This window comes from Mucilaginibacter gotjawali, from assembly GCF_002355435.1.
GTDB classification, from domain to species: Bacteria; Bacteroidota; Bacteroidia; order Sphingobacteriales; family Sphingobacteriaceae; genus Mucilaginibacter; species Mucilaginibacter gotjawali.
This window is the reverse complement of the sequence record NZ_AP017313.1, coordinates 2,824,144-2,838,853: the sequence shown is the minus strand read 5'-3', so window position 1 is coordinate 2,838,853 and position 14,710 is coordinate 2,824,144. Positions and strand designations below refer to the sequence as shown.

Annotated in this window: 13 protein-coding genes; 3 read left to right on the top strand and 10 right to left on the bottom strand. The window is 42.8% G+C overall.

Features of this window, described 5'->3' with window-relative positions; all coding sequences use genetic code 11:
- The first annotated feature begins 237 nt into the window (after window positions 1–237).
- Both MgSA37_RS12665 and MgSA37_RS12660 read left to right on the top strand, forming a co-directional pair.
- On the top strand, window positions 238–798 hold the full coding sequence (locus MgSA37_RS12665) for a CAP domain-containing protein (RefSeq protein ID WP_096352371.1): 561 nt from the start codon (window positions 238–240) through the stop codon (window positions 796–798).
- Window positions 799–1,138: 340 nt separating this feature from the next.
- Window positions 1,139–2,641 (top strand): hypothetical protein, encoded by a 1,503-nt coding sequence (locus tag MgSA37_RS12660; protein WP_096352370.1) that lies wholly within the window; start codon window positions 1,139–1,141, stop codon window positions 2,639–2,641.
- 97 nt (window positions 2,642–2,738) lie between these two features.
- On the opposite strand, the gene MgSA37_RS12655 is transcribed toward MgSA37_RS12660, so the two are convergent.
- The 3 genes from MgSA37_RS12655 to MgSA37_RS12645 all read right to left on the bottom strand — a co-directional run bounded on the left by MgSA37_RS12655 (window position 2,739) and on the right by MgSA37_RS12645 (window position 5,027).
- Window positions 2,739–2,960 (bottom strand): DUF1456 family protein, encoded by a 222-nt coding sequence (locus MgSA37_RS12655; RefSeq protein ID WP_096352368.1) that lies wholly within the window; start codon window positions 2,958–2,960, stop codon window positions 2,739–2,741.
- 156 nt (window positions 2,961–3,116) lie between these two features.
- Window positions 3,117–3,545 (bottom strand): GIY-YIG nuclease family protein, encoded by a 429-nt coding sequence (locus MgSA37_RS29095; protein ID WP_232010852.1) that lies wholly within the window; start codon window positions 3,543–3,545, stop codon window positions 3,117–3,119.
- Between the two features lie 180 nt (window positions 3,546–3,725).
- The gene (locus MgSA37_RS12645) at window positions 3,726–5,027 is read right to left on the bottom strand and encodes a DEAD/DEAH box helicase (RefSeq protein ID WP_096357453.1); all 1,302 of its coding nucleotides are present in this window, start codon (window positions 5,025–5,027) and stop codon (window positions 3,726–3,728) included.
- A gap of 539 nt (window positions 5,028–5,566) precedes the next feature.
- Between MgSA37_RS12645 and MgSA37_RS12640 the strand changes: the two genes are divergently transcribed.
- Complete coding sequence (locus MgSA37_RS12640; RefSeq protein WP_096352367.1) at window positions 5,567–6,004, top strand: hypothetical protein; 438 nt, start codon at window positions 5,567–5,569, stop codon at window positions 6,002–6,004.
- Window positions 6,005–6,169: 165 nt separating this feature from the next.
- Here the strand turns inward: MgSA37_RS12640 and MgSA37_RS12635 are convergent, their stop codons facing one another.
- The 7 genes from MgSA37_RS12635 to MgSA37_RS12595 form a co-directional block, all read right to left on the bottom strand.
- Window positions 6,170–6,820 carry a response regulator gene (locus MgSA37_RS12635; protein WP_096352365.1) on the bottom strand — a complete coding sequence of 217 codons (651 nt, stop codon included), beginning with the start codon at window positions 6,818–6,820 and terminating at the stop codon, window positions 6,170–6,172.
- A gap of 82 nt (window positions 6,821–6,902) precedes the next feature.
- A complete protein-coding gene (locus MgSA37_RS12630; protein ID WP_096352364.1) occupies window positions 6,903–7,343 on the bottom strand; it encodes a response regulator in 441 nt (146 codons plus the stop codon).
- A gap of 12 nt (window positions 7,344–7,355) precedes the next feature.
- A complete protein-coding gene (locus tag MgSA37_RS28580) occupies window positions 7,356–9,812 on the bottom strand; it encodes an ATP-binding protein (RefSeq protein WP_172885320.1) in 2,457 nt (818 codons plus the stop codon).
- 375 nt (window positions 9,813–10,187) lie between these two features.
- Window positions 10,188–10,916, bottom strand: coding sequence for a (Fe-S)-binding protein (locus MgSA37_RS12610; RefSeq protein WP_096352362.1), 729 nt, complete (start codon window positions 10,914–10,916; stop codon window positions 10,188–10,190).
- A 387-nt stretch (window positions 10,917–11,303) separates the two neighbouring features.
- The gene (locus MgSA37_RS12605) at window positions 11,304–11,867 is read right to left on the bottom strand and encodes a GNAT family N-acetyltransferase (protein WP_096352361.1); all 564 of its coding nucleotides are present in this window, start codon (window positions 11,865–11,867) and stop codon (window positions 11,304–11,306) included.
- Between the two features lie 129 nt (window positions 11,868–11,996).
- The gene (locus MgSA37_RS12600; protein ID WP_096352359.1) at window positions 11,997–12,368 is read right to left on the bottom strand and encodes a response regulator; all 372 of its coding nucleotides are present in this window, start codon (window positions 12,366–12,368) and stop codon (window positions 11,997–11,999) included.
- A gap of 46 nt (window positions 12,369–12,414) precedes the next feature.
- Entirely contained in the window at window positions 12,415–14,691 is a 2,277-nt protein-coding gene (locus MgSA37_RS12595; RefSeq protein ID WP_096352358.1) for a PAS domain S-box protein, read from the bottom strand.
- Window positions 14,692–14,710 lie beyond the last annotated feature (19 nt).

Genomic DNA, 14,710 nt, shown 5'->3' with positions numbered 1-14,710 from the left:
TGTTTACAGTTAACCGCATTAGACGGCGGCAGTAGATGTCTACCCCTATCGATCCAAACATAAAATAATAATAAATCCCTTTCGTATTGCTTTAAATTGATTTAAAACCGACAGGCCGAAGCGTTCTTTGCGTCCTTCTCCCTGAACTTTGCGTTTTTTTTTACCACATGGGGATTTAACAGTTCATATAATTTGTTTTCTTTTTAAACTTGAGCGTCGTTTAATTGTCTTACAGATATGAAATGGATTGTCAGCATCATCATTATATTAAATATTACCTTCATATTGCCCCGGGGCTACGGCCAGGAAACAGTAAGCACGCCGCAATTCAGGCGTGCGTTTTTAAAAGAAATTAACCGGGTAAGGGAAACCGGCTGCAACTGCGGCGTTAATTACATGCCTCCGGTACCGCCACTGGTATGGAACGATCAACTGGAAATATCGTCTATGGGGCACGCCGCTGATATGGCCTACCACAATTATTTTAGCCATACCAGCTTAGACGGGCGCACCATGCAGGACAGGATCCGTGCAGCAGGTTACGGCTATAAAGGCTATAAGAGTTATGCCATCGGCGAAAATATAGCCGAGGGCCCTGAAAGTATTACCGAGGTAATGAAGGGCTGGTTTCATAGCCCCGGGCATTGCAGAAACCTGATGAGCCCGCAGTTTAAAGAAGTTGGGGTTGCTTTTAACAACGCGTATTGGGTGCAGGATTTTGGCGGCAGGGACGAGTTTTCGGCATACGAACAAAAAATGATCAAGAGCGGCAGGTATCATTTAATCGAGAAGGAATAATAAGTAACGCGGTCCTGCATAGTTTGCGATTGCTTCACTCGTTCCCTGCCTAACGCCAGGCAGGCTCGTTAACATGACAAATTGCGTCAAATCCTTTGTCACAAACTGGTTATAAAGCACTAAAATATCAAACTAACTGTTATTAATTAAAACAACCTTTAATTCCCGATGTCTTTTACACATAGTTTATCCACACGCTACGGTAAAACGGGACAAAATTAAAATCATTACTATGTTTTTATCTACCTCTCAGATTCGATCTCAAAACAAGTCAAACCGAACAATTTTAACAGCCCGATCATTAAAAGTTATAGCGCTTTTGATCTTATTAACACCCCTTATGGTGAGTGCCGAAGGCTTTAAATTCAGGGTGAAAAACACTACTAAAAATGTAGTAACAGTATTTTATAAGATCAACAAAAAATCAGGTGACTATAAGCTTAAATCGTTGATCAAACTCGCCCCCGGCGAGGAAAGGGTTAAAGAGGTTTCGGTAGACAAAGGCGATACCATAGGCTTTTACGGGCAGGACGCCGAAAATGAAACATCTGTGATCGTGAGCCGGAACTTTGCTTTTTTGAGCAGGCAAAAGGAAATGGTTTATTACATTCCCATCATTATCCCCGAAAAGGAAAGCTCAAACTTTGAGTCGATGGAGGGATTGAGTTTGCAGCTGGAACATAATAAAGTGCTGAATTTTTTGATGAAGATGGATTCTTCCTCCATGAGCAGCCTTTCTTTGCTTGAAAATAATTTCCAGAATGTGTACCCGCTGGGTACCTTTATTTTTGTCGATACAAAAACAAACCGCCTGCTGCTGCCACCGCTGGAACCCTCTTTCTGGAACAATACCGAAAATTATTTCACTATACAGGACAGCGTTTACGCCCTGGTTGATAATAACCACAGAGCGCAGGTGGGCGTATCCGTGTCCTATATAGCCAAACTGTTTGACTCCCTGAAGGTGGATAATGCCCAGGAACTGCAGTTTAAAGCCAAACTATCCTTACTGCGATGGAAACCAAGCGCTAATGCCAATATATACCAGATCATTACGGACAAGGCCTTTGAGGCTTTTTTACAAAATTGTTATGACCAAATTGACAACCCCGACCAGCAATACCAGCATTACCGCCTGTACTTTTTATCCTCGTACGAGCGGGTAGATGATCTTGAAATATCGGGCAAGCAATTTTATACCTACGGTAATGAAGCTGATGCCGGCATACAAGCGGGTACTGCGGGTTTCTCCCTATTCAGCACTAATTTGGGTACGATGTATACCAAAAACAAAACGTTGAGCAACTATTATTCGGTGCAGAATTCTGTTTTAAAAACAAAGGCCTATGACTTTACCCAATTGCTTTTTAACGGCTTTCAAAACAGCGTAAAAGAGAAACTGGTAGAAGAATCGTACCGCACACAGCACCGCCTTGCGGCAGCGATATTGGGCGAATATGAGGGACTGGTAGACTATAACCCCAATCCCGACCAATTGAACCTGGTGAAGCTGAACCCTAAAGATACCACGGCTGCGTTAACGCCTGTAATTACCACGGTAGGCAACTTATCGCCTTACCAATACAAAAGTACCGACACGGCCAAAACAGCCGCAGCAATGGCTGTTAATGATAAAATTGACGGCTTTAATAACAGGGTGAGGATTTTCAATTCACATTTGAAACAGATCAACAGCCTGATCAAACAACTGAATCAAACCAATACGGATATTGTAAAAATGTCTGAATCAGTAAGCCGGAACCAATATAAGAACTATGCCAAAAGCTCAGCCGGGATGCTGAGCGAGATAGAGGTAAGCAATAAGATCATCAGGAAGGAATGAGTTAGTTCATTAGTTCATTAGTGGGTAGTTCGATACCGGTCTGGCTAAAACTAATGAAGCAGACCAATAAACTAATAAACCAGTGAACTAATGAACCCTACTCCTTCGGCCCTCTCATATGAATAATAAGCCCGTTTAAAAAGTTGCGGAGGATCTGGTCGCCGCAGGGTTTAAAGTTGGGGTGGTCTTCCTTGCGGAATATGGCGCCGAGTTCCGTTTTGGTGATACGGAAATTGGCGAGATCGAGTACTTTGATGATGTCGTCATCGGTAAATTTCAGCGCCACGCGGAGCTTTTTCATGATATCGTTGTTGCTCATAATGCAAATTTAAGAAAATATGCCATTATGCGCACCCTCCCCCGCGCGCTAATTGCGAGGAACGAAGCAATCTCTACATATGCTAATCAATAGACCACAATCTATGAGCTACCGGCGCCACTTGCACTAGGGCCCTATAAACCATTGCGTGCTCAGTTACTCCCTGATTAGATCATCATACAAATCCCGCCACTGCGGATTCATTGAATTAACAAGCTTTATTTTATTTTTCCGGTTTCCGCCTTTAAGCGCATTTTCCACAGCAATCGCTTCTTCTATACGTGGGTAAAAAGCGTAATAAACCAATTTATCGCAATTGTACCTGGCTGTATAGCTATTGGGGTAGAACTTATTTTTATGCTGCCAAACACGCCCCGTTATATCTGAGCTAACACCCGTATAAAAAACCGTATGCATTTTATTGGTCATGATATAGACACAGCCGCCTTTAGGAAACATCATGCAAAATAGTAAAAAAATACCTGCGCTCATTGCGAGGAACGAAGCAATCTCTACACATGCTAATCCACCCACCACAATCTCCGGGTGACCATCCAACCGTTTAACCTTTTTCACTGCGCTCATTGCGAGCCTGTCGGCAGACTCGCAATGAGCGCGCGGTGGGCAGGATGGGTTACCTATCAGCCGAACGCCGGACACCTGTACATTACGTCTCGCTGACTGTCTGTTGTAGAGATTGCTTCGTTCCTCGCAATGAGCGCAGCGGGGGCGTGGATGGGGGGATGTGCGTGGATGATGAGTGACTTACCTGGAAACCTCCATCTTCACCTTCTTCCCTTTTATCTTTTCCTTGCTAATCAGCTCCACGGTATGCTCAATTCGGTTGCGTTTTACAGCGGCGTAGGAGGAATGGTCAAGTACCTCTATCAATCCCAGGTCCTCTTTGGCGAGGCCGCCTTTTTGCAGCAGCAAACCGACGATATCTACTTTATTGATCTTATCCTTTTTCCCGGCGGCAATATACAGCGTTGCCCAGGGCGATGGCTTAGGCACTACCGGTTTTTCGGGTAGTAGTTCAATTTCGGGGTTTTGTTTTACGTAGGCTAGCTTTTCATCTTCGGTGAGGATGAGGTACGAGGTGCCTTTGGCATGCATACGTGCCGTGCGGCCGTTGCGGTGCAAAAAAGCTTCTTCGGTATGGGGCAGCTGGTAATGTACCACATACTCAATCTCGGGGATATCCAGCCCGCGCGAGGCCAGGTCAGTAGTGATCAACAGGCGGTGACTGCCGTTGCGAAACTTTAACAAGGCACGTTCGCGGTCCTCCTGCTCCATGCCGCCGTGGAAAATATCATGTGCCAGGCCGCGGTCCCATAGCAGGTCGCTGATGCGGTCGACGGCCTCGCGGTGGTTGCAGAAAATCAGCGTGGCCTTATCCCCTATTTTGCAGATGAGCGAAAACAACGTGTCCAGTTTATCTGCCGCCGGCGAGATCACGGCTTTTAACTGCAGATCGGGCGTATTGGTTTTATTTTCGAGGAAATCAACTTCAGTGGGGCGGCTGATGCCCGTAAAGGCCGGGATCTCCTGCATTTTGGTGGCCGAGGTAAGGATCCGCTTTTTTAAGGCGGGCAATTGCCTGATGATATACGTCATGTCCTCCTGGAAACCAAACTCCAGCGACTTATCAAATTCATCCAGTATCAATGTTTGGATAGTTTCGGTACTAAAACTCTCGCGGCGCAGGTGATGGGCCAGCCTGCCGGGCGTACCTATCAGCACCGCGGGCGGCTGCGACAGGTTGTTCCGCTCAATTTTTACCGGGTGGCCGCCGTAGCAGCAGTTTACCTTAAAGCCCGTGCCCATTGTTTTAAACACCTGCTCAATCTGCAAAGCCAGCTCGCGCGAGGGCACCAGGATCAGCACCTGTACGGTAGCAATTTTGCTATCCAGCAAATTTAACAGCGGCAGCAAAAAGCCCAGCGTTTTACCCGAACCTGTTGGCGCAAGTAAAATTACATCCCCCTTTTTGGCTGCGGCCAAAGCGGCATTCTGCATTTCGTTAAGGGCGGTAATTTTTAAGTTGGTGAGGGATTGTTTGAGCATGGGAAAATTTGGAGTATGCGCAAAGATACGGGAATTATCGGGAGCGGGAATGGAAATTTGTTGCGTGTCGTCCTGCATTAGGTTTACACATTATGCCGTGTCTTAAAACACTAAATAATTGACCACCAGATAATTACATCGATGCTGTTGAAAAAGTAATTTTGATATCAATTGATTATCAGCAACTTAGTTAAATTTGACATTTTGTTAAAACATCAAAAACACTGATAATGAGCGCGTTTCACAATGTTCCGGGTGTTCCGTGAGGAAAAATGGAACACTAACGACAGAAGGCCCGGCGTCCCTGGTTTAAAAAACCGCCTGTTCAGGCATGCTGCCTGGACACATAGCAACTTAAGCGTCTCGCTTAAATCAACAATTAACAAAGAATTTTTAAAGGGCTCTCGTACATCCGGCCTTTACAGGTATTAACCTACAGAGTGGCGTCTTAATTGTTCGCAATAATATTTTGTTTTTTTATTTCGCAATTTTACATTTGAGATAGTCTCATCTTTCTGTTGTTCAATAATTTATGACTAATGAATATCGAAATAATTAATCGCAAACTCAAATTGGAAATTTCGGGGTTCTCGGGTGTTGCCGCAAATAAAAATTATGCAGGAACTGCTTTTGCCTTAATGGACAAGATGTGGCCTGTGATTAAATTGAAAGGTTTAAAACATAAAGGCTTAAACATTTGGGTTTATGAGGCCAATGAAAAAGTTTTTGCGGGTGTTGAACTGGAGGATCCTGTTACAAGTGATACAGGGCTGGAACAAAAAACAGTTTTGCTTGCCAAATATGCTTACTATAAACATATCGGCCCGTATAGCCGGCTAAAACAAAAGGGCGACAATATGCATAATGAATTACGAAAGATGGGGTTAAAGCCGGTTTTGCCATATATTGAAATATACGGGCATTGGACAAGCGACGAAACCAAACTGGAAACGGAACTCATAATGGCCGTCGATTAGGACTGCAGGCGATAATAAATACTGTCTCGCATTAGGTTTACACACCGCGTGTATAAATGGAACACATTGTCAATTCGCTCAGCCCTTAGCCACCGCGTGACACGGGTTATAAAAGCGCAGCATGCCTGTTTTTTAGGCCTTACGCGCCAGGCGGCACCATTATTCTTATTTTGCTGCTTTTATCATTTTCCTGATATCGCTCGTATTTTGGGTAATCTCGTGTATGGTTTGATCAAGTGATTCTGCTACCAACTTTAATTTGTACAATACCGTAGCATTAATGGCGGCGCTGGGATTGTCAAATTCAAAAAGTTCAAATAATCCAAGGATATTGGCAATAGGCACCCGAACCTGGTGCGACTGCATAAAAGCAATTTCGAGCAGTTTTTCATATTGTGCTTTCAATTCTTCGTCGGTATTTCTTTTTTCTTTTTTTTCTTCGGCGTCTTTTAAAGCACGGTGTATTTTAGGCGATAAGGAGAATAACTTGTCTTTTAGCGCATAATCTGTCACCCCGTTTTTGATCAGTTCAATTGACCGTTCCTCCCCAATAGTTCCGGAGACAATAATAAAAGGAATATCCGGCCAGCTAACTTGTTTGATAATAAAAGCGCTAACACCGTCAAACTTTGGCAGCGAGTAATCGGACAAGATTATATCAGGCAAGAAATTTTCAAGAGCATTTTCAAATGACTCTTTTGTTTCAACTATTTTGCTGGTAAAATTAAAATGGCTTTTCTTTAATTCACGTAATAAAAGATCGGCGTCATAAGGGTCATCTTCAACAATCAGTACTTTAAATGTTTCGGCTATCATAACATTTTTATTATCAACGGCTTGTCAGCTACGGAAATGTAAATAATATAGGTCTGACTTACGATATTTGATTTAGTTTAAATTAAAGTGGCAATTGGCTCAAAACCATCCAATACAAACCAATCTCTTTAATCACGTTAAAAAAATTTTCACTTTCAACGGGTTTCGCGATATAGCTGTTTGCCCCGAGTGCGTAACATCTTTGAATGTCCGGGTCTTCTTTGGATGAGGTAAGAATTACCACAGGGATACCTTTAAGTACCGGGTCTGCTTTTATCTTTTCCAGCACTTCCATTCCTGACATTTTCGGCATTTTAAGGTCAAGGAGGATGAGTTTTGGGTTTCCATTTAAATTCCGCTCGGCGTAAATCCCCCTGCGGTAAAGAAAATCAAGCGCCTCGGCGCCATTGATTACATGATGGAGCTTATTCGCAAAGCCGCTCTTTTTTAGCGCCCGTATGGTAAGCATCGCGTCGTCCGAACTGTCTTCGGCAAATAAAATTTCAACTTCGTTAAAAGGCATGTTTTTCGGGGTTTAAGAATTAATATCAGGTAAGCTGAAATAAAAGGTTGCGCCTTCATTTAGTACAGACTCGGCCCACACGTTTCCTTTGTGCCGGCTAACTACTTTTTGAACAATCGCCAGGCCTATACCTGTGCCTTCAAATTCTTCTTGTGAATGAAGGCGCTGGAAAACGCCAAAAAGTTTATCATAGTATTTCATGTCAAATCCGGCACCATGGTCTTTTACATAATAAACAACCTGATGGTTTTTTTCATGGGCCCCTATTTCAATATAGGTTTTGGGTTTGTATTTTGAATACTTAATGGCGTTGGTGATCAGGTTGATCCAAACCTGCTTGATCAGCGATTGATCTCCCTTTGCGGGAAGGAGCGTTTTTATATTGAAAACAATATTGTTGTCCTTGTCATCAAACAACAACTCGTCCTGTATGGATTTAACGAGTATCTTCATATTGATATTTGATACTGTTACTTCCTTTCTTCCTAATTTTGAAAATGCTAACAGATCATCAATCAGCTGCCCCATTTTTTTTGAGTTACGGATGATAGAGTTTAACGCCATGGCCCCGTCCGGATCGAGCTTTTTGCCGTAATCCTCCTCCAGTATTTTCGCATACCCGTTAATGGCCCTTATGGGCGCCCTTAAATCGTGTGATACAGAATAGGAAAATGAACCAAGTTCTTTATTGGCCAACTCAAGCTGTGCTGTACGTTCTATAACTTTTTGCTCAAGTTCTTCACTGAATTTAAGAATATCACTTTCGGCCTTTTTTTGCTCTGTGATATCGTGGCTAATCTTTGAATAACCCCGCAAAACCCCGTTTTTATCATGCAGGGCCGTAAAAACGATGTCAGCAAAAAATTGTGATCCGTCTTTCCTAACCCTCCAGCCTTCGGTGCGGTACCATCCATTTTTTTGAGCCCGTTTTAAATTCAGCTCGGGTATCTTTTGCTTATTTTCCTCGCTGGTATAAAAAACGGCGTCATGTTTTCCTATGATCTCGCCCGCCAGGTATCCATTGATCCGTTCAGATCCTTTATTCCAATTTTTAATAATTCCATCCGCATCAAGCATAATGATCGAGTAGTCCCTCACGTTCTCAACTATCAGCCTCACCAGGTCCTCACTCTCGGTCAGCTGCTTAATGCTTAGATCCAGTTCTTTGTTTGCAACAATCAGTTCCGCAGCCCTTTTTTCTTTTTCTTTGTTTTGAAAAGCAAGTTCTTTGTTGGCGATAATTAGTTCGTCGGCCCTTTTCTCTTTCTCATGATTTTGAAAGAAAAGTTCGTTATTTGCTATAACGAGTTCATTTGCGCGTTTTTCTTTCTCGTTATTCTGAAACGCCAGCTCATCATTAGCGATGATCAGCTCATTTGCAATTTTTTCTTTCTCCTTGTTTTGAAACGCCAGCTCCTTATTGGCGATGATCAGTTCTTCGGCGCGTTTCCCTTTTTCTGTGTTTTGAAAAGCAAGTTCCTTGTTAGCGATGATCAGTTCGTCCGCACGTTTTTCTTTCTCATGATTTTGAAAGGCAAGTTCCTTATTGGCAATACTTAATTCCTCAGCCCTCATTTCTTTTTCCAGGTTCTGAAATGCAAGTTCCTTATTCGCAATGCCAAGTTCATCCGCACGCTTTTCTTTTTCTTTATTTTGATAGGCCAGCTCCTTATTGGCAATGACCAGTTCATTGGCGAGCTTTTCTTTTTCTGTGTTCTGAAAGGCAAGCTCTTTGTTAGCAATGATCAGTTCATCAGCGCGCCTTTCTTTTTCCCTGTTTTGAAAAGCCAGTTCATTATTAGCAACAATCAGTTCATCCGCACGTTTCTCCTTTTCTTCATTTTGAAAAACAAGTTCTTCGTTAGCGATGATCAATTCTTTAGCACGCTGGCCCTTTTCTTTATTTTGAAAAGCAAGTTCCTTATTGGCAATAACCAGCTCTTCAGCCCGTTTGCCTTTTTCTTCATTCTGAAAAGCAAGCTCTTCATTGGCTATCACCAGCTCTTCGGCCCTCTTGCCTTTCTCCTTGGTTTGAAAAGCCAATTCCTTATCGGCTATCACCAGTTCTTCGGCGCGCTTGCCTTTCTCCTTGGTTTGAAAAGCCAGCTCCTTATCGGCTATTACCAGTTCTTTAGCGCGCTCTCCTTTCTCTTTATTCTGGTAAGCCAGCTCTTTGTTGGCAATCACCAGCTCTTTCGCGCGTTTTCCTTTTTCTTTGTTTTGAAAAGCAAGTTCCTTGTTGGCAATAATTAACTCTTCAGCCCTTTTATCTTTTTCCTTATTCTGAAAAGCAAGTTCCTTGTTGGCAACAATTAATTCTTCAGCGCGTTTTCCTTTTTCCTTATTCTGAAAAGCAAGTTCTTTATTGGCAACTATCAGTTCTTTGGCACGTTTCCCTTTCTCTTTCTTTTGAAAAGCAAGTTCAAGATTGGCAATAATTAAGTCATCCGTAGTTGTTCTTTTTTCCATATCATGTGATATCTGGCGGTTGCGATATAAGTCAAATATAAGTTCCAATATTTCATTAATTGCAAAATATTATTTTGATTAAAACACTATTAATGAAATATTGTTTTAATAAATATTTTATTAAAGAATATGACTTTAAAGGAAACCATTTATGGAATTAAAATGGTGAGGCGCAACAATTGCCCGGCGGGTGGCCGGCCTTATTAATGGAATTGTTAAATTTCAGCAATGAGAAAGTTATTAACGAATCAAACCCGGGCAGTAGCCAGCCTTACGGTTTCTGAAACAAATCATTGTGTTAACGGCTGTTTTACCTGATTGGAACAGTTAAATTGATTTTTGCAGTGTCCGTTACAAAAATCAACTTCATCCGGATCATATGTTCCCCCACCCTTTTGCCAATACATCGGCAAGGTGGTAGGTTTTTAACGGGAGTTCGTTTTTATCGATATAGCTTTGCAGGTGCATCAGGCAGGATGCATCGGTTGATATAATATAATCAGCATCGGCGGCAATAGCATTATCCACCTTTTGCTGCGCCATAGCTGTTGAAATAGCATCGAATTTAACGGCAAAGGTACCGCCGAAACCACAGCAGGTTTCTTCGTCCTTCATGTCGATCAGCTCGAGTCCGAGTACTTTTGATAAAAGCTGGCGGGGCTCGTCTTTTATCTTGCATTCACGCAGGCCGGCGCAGCTGTCGTGATAAACCGCTTTGCCGTCAAGCTCAGCACCGAAATAATCAAACTGGAGGATATTCACCAAAAAATCAGAAAGCTCATAAATATTGCCCTGTATGGCCCGGCATTTATTGTGTGCAGCAGTATTGGTAAACAAATCGTTATAATAGTTTTTCACCATTCCGGTGCAGGAAGCAGATGGAGAAACGATCACACTGTCTTCCGAAAAATCATTTAAAAACTTACTGCCCACCGCTTTGGCATCATCCCAGAAACCTGCGTTAAAAGCCGGCTGTCCGCAGCAGGTTTGTGCAGGATTATATTTTACCGTACAGCCCGCTTTCTCGAGCACTTTTATCGTATTAAAAGCAGTTTCCGGAAATAGCTGGTCAATAAAACACGGAATAAACAGTTCAATATTCATCGGCTGCTAATTTCAGAAAAAGTTGCGACTATTGAGTCATTTGCTGCCTTGAAATTAAAATGGAATATCTGTTTTTCTATTTACATGCGTATCAGCCAGGATAATTACGCCTTAATCCTTATCCAAAATCCCGTATACTTTTGCCAACTGTGCTTTAGTGATAATAGTAATACTTTTAAAGTTTTTATTATTGATGACAGACACATCAGGTTCATAGGATTCTTTAAGTATCTTCTTGGATAATATGTATTGTATGGCACTGGATCGTTGCGGTTAAAGTAATTGGGGCTCTTTTCATACAAACCGGTTTATAAGGCTAACGTTGTTTATAACTGGAAACGCTTTTCTGTCAAGAAAGCCATGGCTAACCACGTGCAATTACCTGGCCTATAATGATTTGACAATATTGGTAAAGTTATCAAACCTATGCCTGTTTATCGCAAAATGATAAAAATCCCGCCACTCTCCTTTTTCAATCATCATCAGCTCAAATCCAATTTTTTCAACTACCCTCACCGAGGCATCATTGCCTACTTGTATCATGGTCACAATACGGTCGAGATTGAGTTGTTCAAAGCCATATTTCAAAAATGCGCGGCCCGCCTCGGTAGCCAGGCCCATGCCCCACCACGCTTTAGCCAGGTAAACGCCAAATGATGCTTCGCCGGGGATGGGTTCGCCGTTCCCATCAAAATGAGGGTAAATCCCACAGCGACCGACGTACTTGTTCCCGCGCTTCAAAACTGCGGCCCACATATGCAATCCGTTTGTTGCCGGCTGCAGCGAGGGTAAAAACCGTTTCTCCGCTTCTTCCCGCGAGCGCGGCTTGCCGCCAACAAACCTGCGTACATCAGGGTCAGCTTCCATATCACAATAAGCGTCAAGGTCTTCAATCGTTGTCTGCCGGAATATTAACCGTTCGGTTTCAAGTATAATTTCATCGCCCCCCATTGTAATTAACCCTTAAAATATTTATCGAAAATAATACGGTTTATGACACAGGGCAGAAAAAGATCACCGCATTGTTTATTATTGTTGAAATGGCGTCTTTATTATAAGACAGAGCTATCGACAACTTGATTACCCAGTCTTTTTTAATTGGTTCTCAATTTTCTGCAATAAAACATCCATTTCAAATGGTTTTTCCAAAAAATCATCGGCACCGGCATCTAATGCTGAACGCTCAATATCCTTACTGGCAGAGATCAATACGACCGGTATATTGCAAGTTGCCGGATCCTGTTTAAGCTTTTTGCAAATATCTCTCCCATCCGCGCCGGACATCCATATATCCAGCAACAAAAGGTCCGGAAATTCAGAAGCCATACTTAATATTGCCGAGCCGTTAAGTGTACTATGCACTTCATAGCCTTCAAATTCCAGTATAAGACCGACCGCGTCCAATATGCCGGGGTCGTCATCCGCTATCATTATTCTTTTAGTCTTTGTCATTTTTATCGGCAAATATTTTCATCTGATTTGGTTAAAGCTCGTAATTCTATTTGTTCCTGTTTGCTATTGGCAATGCGAAACAAAAAGTTGATCCTTTCCCTTCCTCGCTGGTAACCCATATTCTTCCGCCTTCCCGTTTTATTATTTCCGAAGAAATGTATAAACCCAGGCCTAAACCCGGAAAAGTGTGTTGCATTTCGCCGCTCACACGGTAAAACTGTTCAAAAACCTTATTAAGGTTTTTCTTAGCAATCCCTATTCCAAAATCCTGTACACAAAGTGTTAGCTCATTATCGTTAATAGTAGTGTATACAATTATCTTATCCGAATGCGGCGAATATTTAATAGCATTGGTTACAAGGTTTGTAATCACCTGGCCAATACGCTCTTTATCGCCATGAATAAGGCCTGCCGGCACCAGTTTTTTAACAATAGTATGTTTGGTTGTGGTACGCTGCAAATCTTCCAGCAGATCTTCCAGGGCCGTGTTAAAATCAAATTCCTGGTTATTAAACTGGAGCTTGCCGCTGTTAATTTTAGTTACATCCAGCAAATCACCTATCAGGCTGGTTAAGCGGTTAAGTTGTCCGTCCATTCTGCCTATCATTTCCGCTTCCCTGACGTCGCCTTTTTTTTGCAGCATCCTTTCCAGCACCTGCGTATACGCTTTCAGGCTTGTTACGGGCGTCTTTAATTCATGGCTGGCAATGCCTATAAAATCATCCTTTTGCTGTTGCATGTATTTTTGCTCGGTGATATCCACACAAGCGCCTATATAACCCGAAAAACTCCCATCCCTCCGGTACTGGGGCCTCCCGTTAGCTACACACCAGTGCGTGGTTCCGTCAATATGGTTAATGCGAAATTCCACTTCGTACATACTCCTGTTTAAAAGTGCGTTTTCAAACTTCTCAGCTGCATTTTCCTTATCTTCTTCAACGATATGGCCGGTCCACTTTGTGCCGATATGTGCTTCAAATGGCATACCCGTCCAGTCAATCCAGGTTTGATTTACGTAGGTAATCAAACCATACTCATCAGACATCCATAAGGTAGTTGGTGCTGCTGATGTGATGCTTCTTAACAATTGTTCACTTTCTGCCAATGCCTCCTTCGCCTTTTTTTGCCCGGTTATGTCTAATAATGTGCCTAAAATGCGAAGCGCTTTTCCCGCAGTATCATAATACACTTTACCTTCAACCTTAACCCAATGGGTACTTTTATCAGGCCATATTACACGGGCTTCATAAAGCAGCTTGCCCGCATCCAGCGCGGCCTCATGAGCTTTTTTTCTCGATTCTAAATCAGCCGGATGAAAAACCTTTACATATTCATGCCGTGAAACAGGTTCGTCATAGCCAAAAATATTGGCAAATTGTTTGGATGTGATCATTTCGCCTGTCAACAGATTCAGGTCAAATGTTCCCAGGCCAACCGCGTCAACCGCCAGCCTAGCGCGTTCTTCGGCTTCTTCTAACTGTTGCCTGGCATAAACCTGTTCGGTAACTTCTGTAGCAACAGCTATTACACCGCTGATAGAACCGTCATCTTCCCTGAATGGCTCATAAACGAAATCGAGGTAAACAGTTTCTAATTTGCCGTTTCGGTATATTGGCGCCGGCAGGTCGTGCCCCCTGAACGGTTTGCCGGTAAGGCGAACATCATCAAGTAATTCTTCAAACCCCAAGCCTTTTGCGTGGGTAAGCACCTCAAAAACAGGCTTCCCAATCATCCCTTCCGGCGTTTGCCCATAAAGCTCGCATAGCGGCGGGTTTATCAGTTCAACAACGTAGTCTGGCCCTTTGAAAATTGCTATCCCTACCGGAGCCTGCATAAACGTTGAATACAACTGTTTGCGTTGATTTTTAAGCGCCTCAACCCCCGCCTTCTCCCTCTCTCCCAACTTAATCAGTTCGGTTACATTTGCCGGTGAGTGAATAAAGTAAACTACGTCTCCCCGCTCATCCAATATGGGGGTATTGGTTGTTGTCCACCAGCGCTCTTCAAATTTATCTGTTCCCCGTATCGGAATATCATACCTGTAATTGTACATGGTATGCGATTTTTTGGTTTGGATGGCCTGCTCAAACGAAAAAATGGTTCTTTCTATGTTTTTGGATACCTCATCTGTTGGATTTGCAGGAAATGCCCCAAACACTGATTTACCAACCAATTCTTCGCGGGTACTGTTTGTGGCATTAAGATAAGCCTCATTAACATCAAGAATGGTATAAAATGGAGCATCTATGTCCATTACAAGTATGGTTGCCGGGCTGCAGTTAAAAATATCCTTATATCCGCCTTCAGGTACTTTTTTAACCATACTCTTTAATACAACTTTG